Source organism: Mesorhizobium sp. P2_F5, assembly GCF_056403715.1.
Window position 1 is genome coordinate 234,922 of the sequence record NZ_JBFUEY010000003.1, and the last position, 14,352, is coordinate 249,273.

The following is a 14,352-nucleotide window of genomic DNA, read 5'->3' on the forward strand; positions in this document are numbered from 1 at the left end:
TTTCAAGCGAATGCCCTGATTGTCGTCCCGGCGGACGAAACCAGCGCATGAAGGTGGGACAGATCTGATGATCGATGACGAGCCGGACAGCGAACGCGTTTCGGCGCTGGCGCCGTTCCGGCATGGCATCTTCCGCGCCGTTTGGTCGGCCAGCCTGGTGTCGAATTTCGGTGGCCTGATCCAGGGCGTCGGCGCTGCCTGGATGATGACCACCATCGCCACCTCGCCCTATCAGGTGGCGCTGGTACAGGCCTCGACCACTTTGCCGATCATGCTGTTTGCGCTTGTGGCGGGCGCCATCGCAGACAGCTTCAATCGGCGCAAGGTGATGCTGATCGCCCAGGTCTTCATGTTGGTTGTTTCAGCGCTTTTGACGCTGTTCACCTGGAACGGCTGGATGACGCCGTGGACGCTGCTTGCCTTCACCTTCCTGATCGACAGCGGCACGGCGCTCAACAACCCGTCCTGGCAGGCATCGGTCGGCGACATGGTGCCGCGCAACAAGCTGCCGGCGGCCGTCGCGCTGAATTCCCTCGGCTTCAACCTGACGCGCAGCGTCGGTCCCGCGATCGGCGGCATCATCGTTGCCGCTGCCGGTGCGGCCGCTGCCTTTGCCGCCAATGCGCTGAGCTATATCGGCCTTATCATCGTGCTCTTCCGCTGGAAGCCGGACCTGCCGGTCTCGACCCTGCCGCGCGAGACGCTGGGCGCGGCCATGGGCGCCGGCCTGCGCTATGTCGCCATGTCACCCAACATCGGCAAGGTGCTGGTCAGGGGCTCGGCCTTTGGCTTCAGCGCCGGTGCGGTACTGGCGCTGCTGCCGCTGGTGGCGCGCGACGTCGTCAAGGGCGATGCCTTGACCTACGGCATCATGCTCGGCGCCTTCGGCATCGGCGCCGTCGGCGGCGCGCTGATCAGCGTGCGCCTGCGGCAATTGCTGTCCAGCGAGACGATGGTGCGCATGGCCTTCGCCGGCTTCGCCGTCTGCGCCTTCAACGCCGCAATGAGCCACAATGCCTGGCAGACCTCGGCGGGCTTGCTGATCGGCGGCGCCTGCTGGGTGATCGCGCTGTCGCATTTCAACGTCACCGTGCAGATGTCGACGCCGCGTTGGGTCGTCGGCCGGGTGCTTTCGGTCTACCAGACGGCAACCTTCGGCGGCATTGCGCTGGGCAGCTGGGTGTGGGGCGTCGTTGCTGACGCGCATGGCGCCGAAACAGCGCTGATTGCGGCCGCCATCGCGATGCTTGTCGGCGGCGCCATCGGCCTGCTCCTGCCCCTGCCGCAACAGGCCGCGCTCAACCTCGATCCGCTCAACCGCTTCAAGGAGCCGCATCTCGGCCTCGACCTCAAGCCGCGCAGCGGCCCGATCGCGATCATGATCGAGTATGTCATTCGCGACGAGGACGTGCCCGAATTCCTCGCCACCATGGCCGAGCGCGGGCGCATCCGCCGCCGCGACGGTGCCCGCAACTGGACGCTGGCGCGCGACCTTGAAAATCCATCCGTCTGGATCGAGCACTACCACACGCCGACCTGGCTGGAATACATCCGCCACAACCGGCGCGCCACCCATGCCGACGCCGTCGTCGGCGAGCGGGTGCGGGCGCTGCACAGCGGCGATGAACCGCCGCGCGTGCGCCGCCTGATCGAGCGCCCGACGACGGCTGGCACCGCACTGGTCTCGCCGAAGGGCCCGATCGACCACTGATTTCATCTGAGTCGGAAGGCGCCCCTCAGCTGGCTGACTGGATCATGTAGAGCTTGCGCGTGGTCTCGCGTATCCGCCACTCACCTTTCCAGCCCTGCGGCAGGACGAGGAGATCGCCTGGGCCGAGTTCCCGCACCTCGCCATCGGCGCGGCTCAGTTCCACGCGCCCCGAGATGATATGGCAGATCTCCGACGAGTCCGAACGATCCGCGGTGAAGCGGCCGGGCGTGCACTCCCAGATGCCGATATCGAGGGTACCGTCCGGCGACTGGAAGAACGAGCGCACAGCCTCGACCTGATCCCCTTCGATGCAGGTCGGCTTGGGTGAGAATGTGCCGATCTCGGCCTTGGCGAGATCGTGGAAGGTCGAAAGGTCGATCAAGTCGGACTCCGTCAATCAGAGCAATTCCAGGAAGCTGGTTTCCCTAGGAATTGCGTGAAAACAAATGGCGTTAGTGGCCTGTGATGCTGTCGGCGATCGCGGCCAGTTTCGATGTGTGCGCAAGCCCGGCAGCTTCGCGGCGATCAGCGATGCTGTAGAGCTGATACATCGAGTGCACCCCCAACCAGCGGAAGGGCTCCGGCTCCCATGGCCTGACCTTGCGGTTGACCCAGGGCAGCTGCGTCAACTCGGTTTTTGCCCCGAGAACAAGATCGGCAAGCGTGCGCCCCGAAAGGTTGGAGCTCGACACGCCGAGTCCGACATAGCCGCCGGCCCAGCCGATGCGGGTCGAGGGGTCGAGGCCGACCGTCGTGCACCAGTCGCGCGGTACGCCGAGCACGCCGCACCAGGCGTGATCGATGCGGCATCCCGCCGTCTGGGGCAGCAGCGTCGTCAGGATCGTGTGCAGCTGGTCGATCGTCGCCTGCTGCGTTTGGCCGTTGATGTCGGTGCGCGAGCCATAGCGGTAAGGCACGCCACGGCCGCCCATGGTGATGCGGCCCTCGCGCGTGCGCTGGGCATAGCAGTAGGCGTGCGCCGCATTGCCAAGCAGCTCGTGCCCTTCCCAGCCAATGTCGCGCCACAGTTCCGGCGACAGCGGCTCGGTCACGATCTGCGCGCTGTTGAGCGCTAGCCAGGTCCGCTCTTCGCCGGGAATGCCTGCGGTGAACCCCTCGGTCGCGCGGATGATGGTTTCCGCCCGCACCGTGCCTCGGTCCGTCGTCACCCTGCCTTTGGCGATAGCGGTCACCGTCGTCTTCTCGTAGATCGGCACGCCCAGCCGCGCGACGGCATCAGCCAGCCCACGCACCAGCTTGGCCGGCTGCACCCGCGCCTGGCCATGAACGACGAAGCCGCCCAGGACATTGCGGATGTTGATGCGCGCCCGCGTTTCGGCGGCGCCCAGCATCTCGACGCGGTTCGGATCGAAATCCCACGAGCGGATTGTCTCGCATTCTTCGCGCACACGTTCGAGCTGCGCTGCATTGGTGGCAACAGTCAGATTGTCGACGCGGCGAATGTCGGCGTCGATGCCTTCCTCGCTTGCCACCCGGATCACTTCGTCGACGCAACCTGCCATCGCCGCCTGCATCGCCATCACGCCTTGCCGGCTCGATGTCTTGAGATATTTTTCGCGCGACCAGCTGAAGCCGCCCGACAGCCAGCCGCCATTGCGGCCCGAAGCGCCGAAGCCGGCGAACTCGCGCTCGATGATGACGACGCGCAGCGACGGTTTCGCCTTCTTCAGATAGTAGGCGGTCCACAGGCCGGTATAGCCGGCGCCGACAATGGCGACATCGGCCTCGATATTTCCGGGCAGAGGCGGCCGCGGTGCGGGAACCGCTCCCAGATCCGCATACCAGAACGATATGTCGCCGTTGCGCTTGGCTTGCATGGAATGACTTTCAGATGGGTCAAGTAAGGGTGGTGTCAGCGGTGCTGTCGTCCGCCAGCAGCTTGGCATCGGTGCCGTCGAAACAAAGCTCGACCTTGTCGCCCAGGCCAAAGCTCTCGCCGGTCAGCGCTGAACGCACGATCGCGGCGGAGCCGTCGGCGAGCTTCACTTCGTATTTCGATTCCGAGCCGAGGTAGATGGCTTCCGCGATCGTCCCCGACAGCCGGTTGGCGCCATCGGCGGCATTTTGGCCGGGCCGGCGGATCGCGAGCTTTTCAGGACGCAGCAGCATCACCGGGCTGGCCTCTCCCGCCAGCCGCCGCGGCGCCGTCACCGTCTCGCCGGCAATGCTCAGCGAGGTGCTGTTGCCATCGCTTCGGGCTTCGCCGCGCAGCACGGTGGAATCGCCGATGAAGCGGCCGACGAACAGCGTCGCCGGTTCGTCATAGAGCTGGCGGCCCGTGCCGACCTGCTCGATGCGCCCCCGATTGAACACGGCGATGCGGTCCGACAGCACCAGCGCCTCTTCCTGGTCGTGCGTGACATAGACGAAGGTGGTGCCGAGCTCGCGGTGGATGCGCTTGATCTCGAGCTGCAGCCATTCGCGCAGTTTCTTGTCGAGCGCGCCGAGCGGCTCGTCCATCAACAGCAGCGGCGGGTCGAAGACGATGGCGCGCGCCAGCGCCACGCGCTGCTGCTGGCCGCCCGACAATTCGCTGGGATAGCGATGCGCGAAATCGCCCATCTTGACCATGTCGAGCGCCCTTGCCACGCGCGCCTGCCGCGTCGCCTGGTCGACGCCGCGCAGCGTCAACGGATAGGCGACGTTGCGGCCGACGCTCATATGCGGGAACAGCGCATAGTGCTGGAAGACGACGCCGATGTTGCGCTTGTGCGCCGGCACGCCGACGACGCTTTTTTCCCCGACCAGAAGCTTGCCGCTGGTCACGTCGGTAAAGCCGGCAATCACGTTGAGCGTCGTCGTCTTGCCCGACCCGCTGGGCCCGAGCAGCGTCATGAACTCGCCCGGCTCGATGCGCAACGACACGCCGTCCAGCGCTTTGAAGCCGCCATAGGCCTTGCTGATCGCTTCCAGATCGATCGCCGCGCCCCTGCTTGTCGGCTTCGGGTTCATGGGCGTCCTTTCCGCTCGCGGCCAAGAAGAAGCATGCCGCCGCCGATCAGGATCATGGTGGCGAAAAGCAGGATGGTGCCGACGGCCGCGACCGTCGGATCGGCGTCGCGCGTGATGGAGGCGAAGATCTGCACCGGCAAAGTCTTGAGATAGGGATTGGTGATGAACAGCGACACCACGATCTCGTCGAAGGAGGTGGCGAAGGCGAACAGCAGGCCGGACGCCACGCCGGGCGCAATCAGCGGCAGCGTCACCGTGCGGAACGTGGTGAGCGCGCCGGCGCCGAGGCTCGCCGCGGCCGTCTCCAGCCGTCTGTCGAACACTTCGAGACTGGCCGAGACGGCGATCAGCACGAAGGGCAGCGCAAGGATGGTGTGGGCAAGCACGAAACCGAGCAGCGTGCCGACAAGCTGCGTGTCGAGATAGACGGCGTAGATGCCGATCGCCAGCACCACGCCCGGCACCACCATCGGCGTCAGCATCAGCATGCGCAAAAGGTTCGCCGGCCGCGCCTTCATGCGGTCGAGGCCGAAGGCTGCCAGCGTGCCCAGCACAGTTGCCAGCACCGCCACGATCGAGGCGACCTTCAGCGAATTGAGAAAGCTGTTCGACCAGTCCGGATTGGTGGCGAAATTCTCGTACCACTGCCAGGAGAAGCCCTGTGGCGGAAATGCCAGCGACTTGTTCTCGTTGAACGACATCGGCACCACGACCAGCGTCGGCGCCACCAGCCATATCGCCACCAGCAGGCAGACGAGGCCGAGAAGAACGCGGGTGAGCGGCTTCATCTCCATCAGCGTCGCCCCGCTTCCCGGTGCCTGGACCGCATCACCGGTGCAGCCAGCGCCAACAACACGAAGGTGGTGACCAGCAGCACAACGCCCATGGCGCCGCCCCTGCCCCATTGCAGCAGGCTGAGCACCTGCGTCTGCACCAGCGTCGACAGCATGGTCGAGCGCGGCCCGCCGAGCAAAGCCGGCGTGATGTAGAAACCGAGCGACAGGATGAAGACGATGATCGCGCCGGCATAGACGCCTGGCAGCGACAGCGGCAGGTAGACGGTGAAGAACGCTCGGGAAGGTCGTGCGCCTAAACTTTGCGCCGCCCGCATCAGCCTGAGGTCGATGCCTTGCATCACCGAATAGAGCGGCAGGATCATGAACGGCAAAAGCACTTGCGCCATGCCGATGACCACGCCCGTCTGGGTGCGGATCAGCTTGACGCCGCTGAACCCGGCCGCGCGCAGCAATGAATTGATAACGCCGGAATCCTGCAGCAGGATGACCCAGGACAGCGTGCGCACCACGCCGCTCACCCAGAACGGGATCAGCACGCAAAGCACCAGCACCAGCCGCACACGCGGCCCGACCGCGGTCATCAGATAGGCATAGGGATAGGCCGCGATAACGCAAACCAGCGTCACCCAGGCCGAAATGGTGAAGGTCCGCTGCAGCACCGTCAGGTTCACCGGCGCGCCGAAGAACCAGGCATAGTTCTGCGGGCCCCACTCAGGCTCCGACAGGCTGCGCAGCACGATGGTGAGCAGCGGATAACCGATCACCCCGATGAGCAGGATGAGCGCCGGCGCCGTGAGCGCGAACGGCCGCCATGCCCGTCCCGGCCGCGCATCGGCGGCGGGTTGGGCGATGGGGTCGGACGCGCTCACGGTCTGCCTCTCACGCGCTTGTTCAGTTACCGGCCATCAGCGCCGCCCACTTCTCCTGCGCCACCGCAAAGTTCGGGACCCAGAACTTGAAGTTCTGTTTGTAGCCCTGCTTCTGGCGCTCGGGCGTATTGGTCAGGAAGGCGGCGACGGAAGCGTCGACCTTGGGCTGCGCGTCGTTGTTGATCGGCGTATAGGAGGTCTGCTGCGCCAGAATCTCCTGCGCCCCCTTGCCGAGATAGGCATTGAGCAGCGCATAGGATGCGTCCGTATCCTTGACGCCGACCGGGATGGTCATCTGGTCCATCACCACAAGCCAATCCTGCCAGGCCGGCGTATATTTGGCGCCGTTCTTCACCGCCGTCATGGCGCGGCCCGTCCACATCATCAGCATGTCGGCCTCGCCGGACTCGGCAAGCTGCTGCGATTCCGCACCCGTCTTCCAGAAAATGGTATCGGGGCCGAGCTTGCGGACCACATCGATGGCCTTGTCGATATCAGCCACCGTCATCGCCTTCGGGTCGCCGCCGGCGACCTTGAACGCCTGTTCGAGCAAGCCGCCGGTCGGGCTGCCGGAGCCGTCGATCCCGCGCACGCCGGGGAATTTCTCCGTGTCGAAGAAGTCGGCCCAGCTCTTGGGCGGATTATCCTTGTACTTCTCGGTGTTGTACATCAGCACGACGCCGTAGTTCATCGCCGGCACCGAGCATTCGCCGACCTGGCCTTCCGGGATTTTCGAGACGTCAAGCTTCGTCAGATCCAGCTTCTGGAACAGCTTGCCGCAATAGACGTAAGGCGGCAGGTCGTCGGTATCGACGACGTCCCAGGTGACGTTGCCGGATTCGACCTGCGCCTGCAGCTTGGCGATCTCGGTCGGCCCGTCATTGAGCAAGGTGACGCCGGACTTTTCGACGAACTCCTTGAGCGCCGCTGCCTGACCGTCCTGGTAGATGCCGCCATAGGAAACGAGCGTCAGCGTCTTGCCCTTGAGCGATCCTTCCTTGACCTCGCCTGCGACCGGCTTTTCCTGCGCCATCGCGGCCGTTGCCAGAACGCCAAGCGCCAGCACGGCGCTGAGATACAAAGCTTTTGTTTTCAGCATGATTGTCATTCTCCCATTTGTGGCCCGCATTGGCATGAACCTACCTGGCTGCGAGCGGTTTCCAGGCCGTGTATTGATCGAGTTCGGCGCGCACCGACGTCGGCGGCGCGATGATCCACATCACCTCGGCTCGGCCACTGCCGATGTTCTCGGTGCGATGTGGAGTCGAGGTCGTGTATTCGACGCTGTCGCCTTCTTCGAGGACATGCCGCGCCTCGCCGAGCGAGACCTCGACAATACCGCGCAGCACGACCAGCATCTCGTGCGCGTCGCCATGCGTGTAGAGCGCGGGGCCGGTCGAACCGCCAATGTCGAACTCACCGATATAGACTTCCATGTCGCTCAAGGGAGGGCGCGACAGCAGCATCTTGCGACAGCCGTCGCTGGGCGGCAGGCTCGGCCGTTCGCTGCGTCGCAGCACTCCGTGTTGTCCGGCCGCGCTGTCCTCGAACAGCATCGCCACGCTTACCCCCAGCGCCGAGGCCATCTGGTTGAGCGAAGCAGTGCTGGCGCCGGTCAGGCCGCGTTCGAGCTGGCTGATGAAGCTGGCGCTGGTTCCGGTCATTTCGGCGAGCTCGCGGAGCGAAAGCCGGCGGCCGAGGCGCAGGCTCTTCAGCCGCTGGCCCAGCATCTGATGGGCATGCGTCGCTGTAGAGGCGACGCCGTTCTTGACCGGAGCCTGGTCGCTGCTCATCTCGTCTTTTTCTCCCACTGAACAATTTGTACAGTGACACTGTACAGCTGGCAAGCGCTGAGTGATGGAGAATTTGAGGTGCCGGCAACGCACTGCGGCGCCGGGCGAAAGCCGCGGCGGGCGGAGCAAATCAAGCGAGCCGCCGACCCGCCTCATGAATTCTGGAAAGCCTGAGGCCTACTCTTCGCCCGACAGGTCGCGCCGCGCCTTGTCGAGTTCCTCGGCATAGCGCCGCATCAGATGGCCCTCGGTCAGAAGCCCGACCACGGCCCGGTTGTCGAAATCTTCGACCACGGCCAGTTCCTCGGCGCCGGCGCGCTGAAAGGTTTCGGCGGCGGACTGGACGTTCATGGTCGGCACCAGCACCGCATCCCTGAACTTGGCCAGCGCCAGCACCGGCGTCTCGCCGTCTGTGGGGTCGCTGTGCAGTTCGGCGACGATCAGCACGCCGACATAGTGCTGGTCTTCATCGACGGCGATGACACGCTGTGCGGAACCCAGCGGCACATCCTTGCGAAACGCGGCAAGCGTCTTTGCGGCATCGACGGTGCGGACATCCTGGCGCATCATTTTCCCGACCGTCAGGTTGCGCATCCAGCCGACATCATGGGCGCTGCGGATGGTCTCGCCGCGCAGATGGAAGCGCCAGGTCGAGAAGGAGTAGCCGAAGGTCTCGCGCACCAGGATCGCCGCCATCAGCGAGGCCGCCAGCACGACGCCGGTCAGCGTCAGGTCGCGGGTCGATTCCAGCGCCAGGAAGGTCATCGTCAGCGGCCCGCCGACGACGCCGACGGCAAGTGACGTCATGCCGACGACGGCGGCGACGGAAGGGTCGATGCCGGTCGCCGGCGAGATGATGGCCATGACGCCCGCGAAGGCCTTGCCGAGCAGCGCGCCGAGGAACAGCGAGGCAAAGAACAGGCCGCCACGAAAGCCGGAGCCGAGCGAGATTGCCGACGCCGCCAGCTTGAGCACGAAGACGCTGGCAACGACGGCGAGCCCGTAATTCATCGCGAATTCGCGATGCAGCGCACCATGGCCTGAGGACAGAACCTGCGGCGTGATCAGCCCCAGCATTCCAACGGCCAGGCCACCGATCATCGGCCGAAGCGAACCGTCGATTGCCAGACGCGCGAAGCCGCGTTCCACCAGGCTAACCAGATGCATGATGGCAATGGAGGCAGCACCGCCCAGCAGCCCGAGCAGCAGGAACGGCAGATACTGGCTGGCGGTCAGCTCCGGCAGGCCGGAGAGTTCCATCGGAAACGGCACCACGCCGAACATCTCGGCGGTCAGCGACGCGCAGATCGCAGCCGTCATCACCGGCGCGACATTGGCGACCGAATAGATGCCGATGATCAGCTCGAAACCATAAAAGGCGCCGGTCAGCGGTGCATCGAAGGCGGCGGCGATGGCGCCGGCGGCGCCACAGCCGACCAGGATGCGGACATCATTGCGGCGCAGCCGCAAGGCGCGCGCCAGCCGCGACGCCAGGCCGGAGCCGACTTGGGTATAACCGGCCTCCAGGCCGACCGAAGCGCCGAAGCCGCTGGAGATCATCGTCTGCCCGGCGATGATAAATGTATCGGTGAGCGACATGCGCCCGCCATAGAGCGCATTGGCCTCGATCGGATCGACCGGGGTGCGGAATTTCCGCTTCCGCAGCCAGATCACCGTCAGGCCGAGCAGGATGCCGCCGATCGCCGGCATCAGTGCCTGGAACGGGCTTTGCAGGGAAAACATCCCGGAGAGACGGCCGCCGGGCTGGACGCCGAACAGCAGGAAATGCATGCCCTGTACGGCCTCGCTCATGCCGGTGACCAGCACCGCCGAGATCACCCCGACGACACCGGCCAGCGCAACGATGACGATGCCACGCGCTTCGAGCAGCGGGATCGATCGGATCAGCACCGCGCGCAGGCGACGGGCATAGACCTGGGGTTCGTTAGGCAACGGAGCGGCTCGCCGGGTGCGAGGGATGAAAGCTGCCGTGCCTGATACGCTCGGCTGCATTGCGTGGCAATCGCAATGCCGACTGCCTGTGGCGCCATTTTGGCGGTGCGGCGAGCCGCGAAAGACGGCAGCTCGCCCTCCGCTTCAATTCTCTTGCGAGCCTGTCGAACTATATGAGAGGTCGCTTACGCAAGCGGCGCACCTATGGTATTTTCGCCCGTCTCGATTTCCCTCACGGAGGAGAAGATGAGTGCGCGGGGATTTTTTTCATTAGCTGCCTGCATGATTTTTTTAAGTTCGTCTGCAATGAGCAACTCAAGCATCGATATGCCGACGAAATTGAGGATTTCGTACCCAGTGTCTCTTTTGCCGAGAGGCAATCCGGAAAAACAAAGCCGACCGACACAAGAGCTTATTCAGACTGCGCAGCAAGATGTGTGCTGCCCTGGCGGCTATCCCTGGTATCGCAATTCGACAAACACCTGCTACGGCAGCTATGAAGACTGTCACGATACCGATGGCGGGGGTTGGTCCTGCAGACAGGTCAACGCCTGCTAGGCCTTCGTAGCCGATGCCAATCACTCAGGTCGGCTTGGGCTCGCCTGCCTCATAGAGCATGAGGTAGCGTTCGCCGATGCCGAGCGCTGCCCAGCTCGCGCGCCAGTCGGCGATGTGCGGCGAGCGGAAATGCGCGTCGAGTGCTGCCCTGTCGCTCCACACCTCCGTTACATGGATGAGCCCGGCGTCGAGCACATCCTGCGCATAGGAGTATTCGACGCAGCCGGGCTCGGCGCGGCTGCCCAAAATCATGCGCTGCATGGCCGGCTTTGCCTCGGCAAGTTTCTCCGCCGGCAGCCGGATGGTGCCGATGATCACCAGCATGATCGTTCTCCTCAGGCCTCTGTGTTCCCAAGCAGTAACCAGTCCTCCCACCCTCGCGCAAGCTTGGCCGGTTAGGCTCGAAGGGCTGCCCTCAAGTTCGGGCAGTCCATGGCTCGGGGACGATATGGCGATCAGCGAAAGCTTAGCGACGGGAACAGGGGCCAAGAACGGCCGCGATGTCTTCTTCGCCATCGGCATCGTCATCATCCTGGCGGTGCTGTTTCTGCCGATCCCGGCCTTCCTCATCGACATCGGCCTCGCCTTCTCGATCGCGCTGTCGGTGTTGATCCTGATGGTGGCGCTGTGGATCCAGCGGCCGCTCGATTTCTCGTCCTTCCCGACCGTGCTGCTCATCGCCACCATGCTGCGGCTATCCCTCAACATCGCGACCACGCGCATGATCCTGTCGCATGGCAATGAGGGCACGCACGCCGCCGGCTATGTCATCGCCGGCTTCTCCAGGCTGGTGATGGCAAGCGATTTCGTCATCGGCCTGATCGTCTTCATGATCCTGATCGTGGTGAACTTCATCGTCATCACCAAGGGCGCCACCCGTATCGCCGAGGTCGGCGCCCGTTTCACTCTCGACGCCATCCCCGGCAAGCAGATGTCGATCGACGCCGACCTGTCCGCCGGCATGATCGACGACAAGACCGCGCAATTGCGCCGCAGGGAGCTGGAGGAAGAATCGTCCTTCTTCGGCTCGATGGACGGCGCCTCGAAATTCGTGCGTGGCGACGCCATCGCCGGCCTCATCATCACCGCCATCAACATCGTCGGCGGCATCGCCATCGGCTATATCAGGCACGGAATGGGCATGGGCGAAGCCGCCGATGTGTTCATCAAGCTGTCGGTCGGCGACGGCCTCGTCACCCAGATCCCGGCGCTGATTGTCTCGCTCGCCGCCGGCCTGCTGGTGTCGAAGGGTGGCACACGCGGCTCGACCAACCAGGCGGTGTTCGGCCAGCTCGGCGCCCACCCGCGCGCGCTCTATGTCGCGGCGTCGCTGCTGGTGCTGCTCGGCCTGATGCCCGGCCTGCCGTTCTTCCCGTTCTTCACGCTGGCCGCCGGCATGGCCGGCCTCGGCTACGTCATCCCGATGCGCGCCAACCGGGAGGCAGCCGCCGCCGAGGCGATCAAGGACCTGGAGAAGGCCAACAAGGTCGAGGAAGAGAAGAACTCGGTCAAGGCTTCGCTGACCACCGCCGAGATCGAGCTTCTGATCGGCAAGCAGCTGTCGACGCGGCTGCTGGTGTCGCATCAGGAGTTGGTCTTCCGCATGGCCAAGATGCGCAAGAAGTTCGCCACGCAATATGGTTTCGTCGTGCCGGAAGTGCGTGTCGCCGACGATTTCGGTATCCCGCCGAAGAGCTACCAGATCAAGGTCCATGGCACCGTTGTCGCCGAATACCAGATGCGCGTCGGCGAGATCATGGTGCTGCTCGGCACCCGCGACCTGCCCGACGTTCCCGGCGAGGAAATCCGCGAGCCGGCCTTCGGCATGCGCGCCTTCTCGGTGCTCGAGACCTTCGCCGAGGATCTGAAGCGCGAGAACTACACTTTTGCCGACAACATGTCGGTGCTGCTCACCCATCTCTCCGAGGTCATTCGCAACAACCTGCCGCAGCTTCTGTCCTACAAGGACATGAAGGCGCTGCTCGAACGCCAGGACCCGGAATACCGCAAGCTTGCCGACGAGATCTGCACCTCGCACATCTCCTATCCTGGCCTGCAGGCGGTATTGAAACTGCTGCTGGCCGAGCGCGTCTCGATCCGCAATTTGCACCTGATTATCGAGGCCATCGCCGAGATCGCGCCGCATGTGCGTCGCACCGAACAGATCGTCGAGCATGTCCGCATCCGCATGGCCCAGCAGATCTGCGGCGACCTTTCCGAAGGCGGCATGCTCAAGGTGCTGCGCCTCGGCAACCGCTGGGACCTCGCTTTCCACCAGAGCCTCAAGCGCGACGCCAAGGGCGAGGTGCGCGAATTCGACATCGACCCACGCCAGCTGGAAGAATTCGGCCAGGACGCGACCAAGGCGATCCGCAAGCATCTCGAGGCCGGCGAGCGTTTTGTCCTCGTTACGGCGCCCGATGCCCGTCCCTATGTGCGCATGATCATCGAGCGCCTGTTCACGACGCTTCCGGTTCTCTCCCATGTCGAAATCGCCAAGGGCGTCGAGATCAAGGTGCTCGGGACAATCTCGTGAACATACTGTCGCAAGGCGTCGTCATCGCCGCCTTCCTCGCCTTCTGCCGCATCGGCGCCTGCTTCATGCTGATGCCGGGCCTGTCCAGCGCCCGCGTGCCGGTCCAGGTCCGGCTGTTCGTGTCGATCGCCGCGACCGGTGGCCTGCTCGCCTTCCTGTGGGACAAGATCTTTCCCTTCGTCGATGCGCGTCCGCAGGTGCTGGCGCCGATGATCATTTCGGAACTGCTGGTTGGCGGACTGATCGGCGCCATGACCAGGCTCTATATGGAGGCGTTGCGCTTCATGGGCTCGGCCATCGCCATGCTGATCGGCTATGGCGGCACTGGCGGGCCGGCGATCGAGGAGCCGGAGCCGCAGGCAGCGCTCGCCGCCATAATTTCATTTTCAGCGCTGTTGCTGCTCTTCGTCTTCGATTTCGACCACGAGATCATCCGTGCCTTGGTCGCTTCCTACACGGTGGCGCCGGTCAACGTCTTCTTCAACCCGCAGGCGGCCCTTGTCGATGTCACCGACACCGTGTCCGACGCCTTCTTCCTGGTCATCCGGCTTGGCAGCCCGTTCATCGCCTATGCCATCCTGGTCAACTTGACCATCGGCTTTGTCAACAAGCTGACGCCGCAGATTCCGGTCTATTTCATCTCGCTGCCCTTCGTCATTGCCGGTGGCATGATCATCTTCTACTTCGCCATCGGCACCATGCTGTCGCTGTTCGTCGACGGCTTCGTCGACCTGACGTTGGCGAGGTGAGATGAGCACGCGCAAGGAACGGTTGAAGAAACTGGTCAAGGTACAGGAGCAGTTGAAGGCGCTGCATGAGACCCGCCATGCGAGTTTCCTGGCAGCGGCGGCATCCGCCGAGACCGAGGCCAAGGAACTGGTCCAGCATTTCGACGCCGACCAGTCGATGGCGGTGCTGTTTCCTGACCTCTACCATCGCCGCATCGCCAACGCCCTGGTGCGCCAGGAATCCAGCCTTGAGAGCGCCAGGCAGGAGGTCGGCCTGATCGCCACCGCGACGGCGCGCACCAATATGGTGGAGCGCGCCTACAAGGACGTGCGAAGCCGCGACGAGCGCGAACGCTCCGACCGCGACCGGCTGGATCTGATCGCGCAGAAGCGGAGCCGGGAGTAGCGGCCTGAGCGCCTTCCCGGACGAGGCA

The 14,352-nt window shown here is 64.3% G+C and carries 14 protein-coding genes; 4 read left to right on the forward strand and 10 right to left on the reverse strand.

Going from position 1 to position 14,352, the window contains the following annotated elements; translation table 11 throughout:
* The first annotated feature begins 67 nt into the window (after positions 1-67).
* Entirely contained in the window at positions 68-1,711 is a 1,644-nt protein-coding gene (locus tag AC1DYO_RS05140; protein WP_477260930.1) for an MFS transporter, read from the forward strand.
* Positions 1,712-1,736: 25 nt separating this feature from the next.
* On the opposite strand, the gene AC1DYO_RS05145 is transcribed toward AC1DYO_RS05140, so the two are convergent.
* The 10 genes from AC1DYO_RS05145 to AC1DYO_RS05190 form a co-directional block, all read right to left on the reverse strand.
* Positions 1,737-2,093 (reverse strand): cupin domain-containing protein, encoded by a 357-nt coding sequence (locus AC1DYO_RS05145; RefSeq protein ID WP_477260932.1) that lies wholly within the window; start codon positions 2,091-2,093, stop codon positions 1,737-1,739.
* A 70-nt stretch (positions 2,094-2,163) separates the two neighbouring features.
* The gene (locus AC1DYO_RS05150) at positions 2,164-3,549 is read right to left on the reverse strand and encodes an NAD(P)/FAD-dependent oxidoreductase (protein WP_477260934.1); all 1,386 of its coding nucleotides are present in this window, start codon (positions 3,547-3,549) and stop codon (positions 2,164-2,166) included.
* Positions 3,550-3,568: 19 nt separating this feature from the next.
* Positions 3,569-4,684 (reverse strand): ABC transporter ATP-binding protein, encoded by a 1,116-nt coding sequence (locus tag AC1DYO_RS05155; protein WP_477260936.1) that lies wholly within the window; start codon positions 4,682-4,684, stop codon positions 3,569-3,571.
* On the reverse strand, positions 4,681-5,478 hold the full coding sequence (locus tag AC1DYO_RS05160; RefSeq protein WP_477260938.1) for an ABC transporter permease: 798 nt from the start codon (positions 5,476-5,478) through the stop codon (positions 4,681-4,683). The genes AC1DYO_RS05155 and AC1DYO_RS05160 overlap by 4 nt, the downstream gene beginning before the upstream one ends.
* A complete protein-coding gene (locus AC1DYO_RS05165; protein WP_477260940.1) occupies positions 5,478-6,350 on the reverse strand; it encodes an ABC transporter permease in 873 nt (290 codons plus the stop codon). Before AC1DYO_RS05165 ends, AC1DYO_RS05160 begins: the two co-directional genes overlap by 1 nt.
* A gap of 22 nt (positions 6,351-6,372) precedes the next feature.
* Positions 6,373-7,449, reverse strand: coding sequence for an extracellular solute-binding protein (locus AC1DYO_RS05170; protein ID WP_477260942.1), 1,077 nt, complete (start codon positions 7,447-7,449; stop codon positions 6,373-6,375).
* Positions 7,450-7,489: 40 nt separating this feature from the next.
* Positions 7,490-8,143 carry a helix-turn-helix domain-containing protein gene (locus AC1DYO_RS05175; protein WP_477260944.1) on the reverse strand — a complete coding sequence of 218 codons (654 nt, stop codon included), beginning with the start codon at positions 8,141-8,143 and terminating at the stop codon, positions 7,490-7,492.
* 177 nt (positions 8,144-8,320) lie between these two features.
* A complete protein-coding gene (locus tag AC1DYO_RS05180; RefSeq protein ID WP_477260946.1) occupies positions 8,321-10,156 on the reverse strand; it encodes a chloride channel protein in 1,836 nt (611 codons plus the stop codon).
* Positions 10,157-10,281: 125 nt separating this feature from the next.
* Complete coding sequence (locus AC1DYO_RS05185) at positions 10,282-10,419, reverse strand: hypothetical protein (RefSeq protein WP_477260948.1); 138 nt, start codon at positions 10,417-10,419, stop codon at positions 10,282-10,284.
* A gap of 259 nt (positions 10,420-10,678) precedes the next feature.
* Positions 10,679-10,978, reverse strand: coding sequence for a putative quinol monooxygenase (locus AC1DYO_RS05190; protein WP_477260950.1), 300 nt, complete (start codon positions 10,976-10,978; stop codon positions 10,679-10,681).
* A gap of 124 nt (positions 10,979-11,102) precedes the next feature.
* Between AC1DYO_RS05190 and flhA the strand changes: the two genes are divergently transcribed.
* The 3 genes from flhA to AC1DYO_RS05205 are packed head-to-tail and all read left to right on the forward strand — an operon-like array spanning position 11,103 to position 14,324.
* Entirely contained in the window at positions 11,103-13,190 is a 2,088-nt protein-coding gene (gene flhA / locus AC1DYO_RS05195) for a flagellar biosynthesis protein FlhA (protein WP_477260952.1), read from the forward strand.
* The gene (gene fliR, locus AC1DYO_RS05200; RefSeq protein WP_477260954.1) at positions 13,187-13,939 is read left to right on the forward strand and encodes a flagellar biosynthetic protein FliR; all 753 of its coding nucleotides are present in this window, start codon (positions 13,187-13,189) and stop codon (positions 13,937-13,939) included. Before flhA ends, fliR begins: the two co-directional genes overlap by 4 nt.
* A gap of 1 nt (position 13,940) precedes the next feature.
* Positions 13,941-14,324 (forward strand): hypothetical protein, encoded by a 384-nt coding sequence (locus tag AC1DYO_RS05205; RefSeq protein WP_477260956.1) that lies wholly within the window; start codon positions 13,941-13,943, stop codon positions 14,322-14,324.
* Positions 14,325-14,352: the final 28 nt, after the last annotated feature.

Excerpts from the sequence above, each read along its gene's own strand:
- AC1DYO_RS05140 (WP_477260930.1), top strand. The coding sequence starts at position 68 with ATGATCGATGACGAGCCGGACAGCGAACGCGTTTCGGCGCTGGCGCCG.
- AC1DYO_RS05150 (WP_477260934.1), bottom strand. The coding sequence starts at position 3,549 with ATGCAAGCCAAGCGCAACGGCGACATATCGTTCTGGTATGCGGATCTG.
- AC1DYO_RS05155 (WP_477260936.1), bottom strand. The coding sequence starts at position 4,684 with ATGAACCCGAAGCCGACAAGCAGGGGCGCGGCGATCGATCTGGAAGCG.
- AC1DYO_RS05160 (WP_477260938.1), bottom strand. The coding sequence starts at position 5,478 with ATGGAGATGAAGCCGCTCACCCGCGTTCTTCTCGGCCTCGTCTGCCTG.
- AC1DYO_RS05170 (WP_477260942.1), bottom strand. The coding sequence starts at position 7,449 with ATGCTGAAAACAAAAGCTTTGTATCTCAGCGCCGTGCTGGCGCTTGGC.
- AC1DYO_RS05175 (WP_477260944.1), bottom strand. The coding sequence starts at position 8,143 with ATGAGCAGCGACCAGGCTCCGGTCAAGAACGGCGTCGCCTCTACAGCG.
- AC1DYO_RS05180 (WP_477260946.1), bottom strand. The coding sequence starts at position 10,156 with ATGCAGCCGAGCGTATCAGGCACGGCAGCTTTCATCCCTCGCACCCGG.
- AC1DYO_RS05185 (WP_477260948.1), bottom strand. The coding sequence starts at position 10,419 with ATGCTTGAGTTGCTCATTGCAGACGAACTTAAAAAAATCATGCAGGCA.
- AC1DYO_RS05190 (WP_477260950.1), bottom strand. The coding sequence starts at position 10,978 with ATGCTGGTGATCATCGGCACCATCCGGCTGCCGGCGGAGAAACTTGCC.
- flhA (WP_477260952.1), top strand. The coding sequence starts at position 11,103 with ATGGCGATCAGCGAAAGCTTAGCGACGGGAACAGGGGCCAAGAACGGC.
- AC1DYO_RS05205 (WP_477260956.1), top strand. The coding sequence starts at position 13,941 with ATGAGCACGCGCAAGGAACGGTTGAAGAAACTGGTCAAGGTACAGGAG.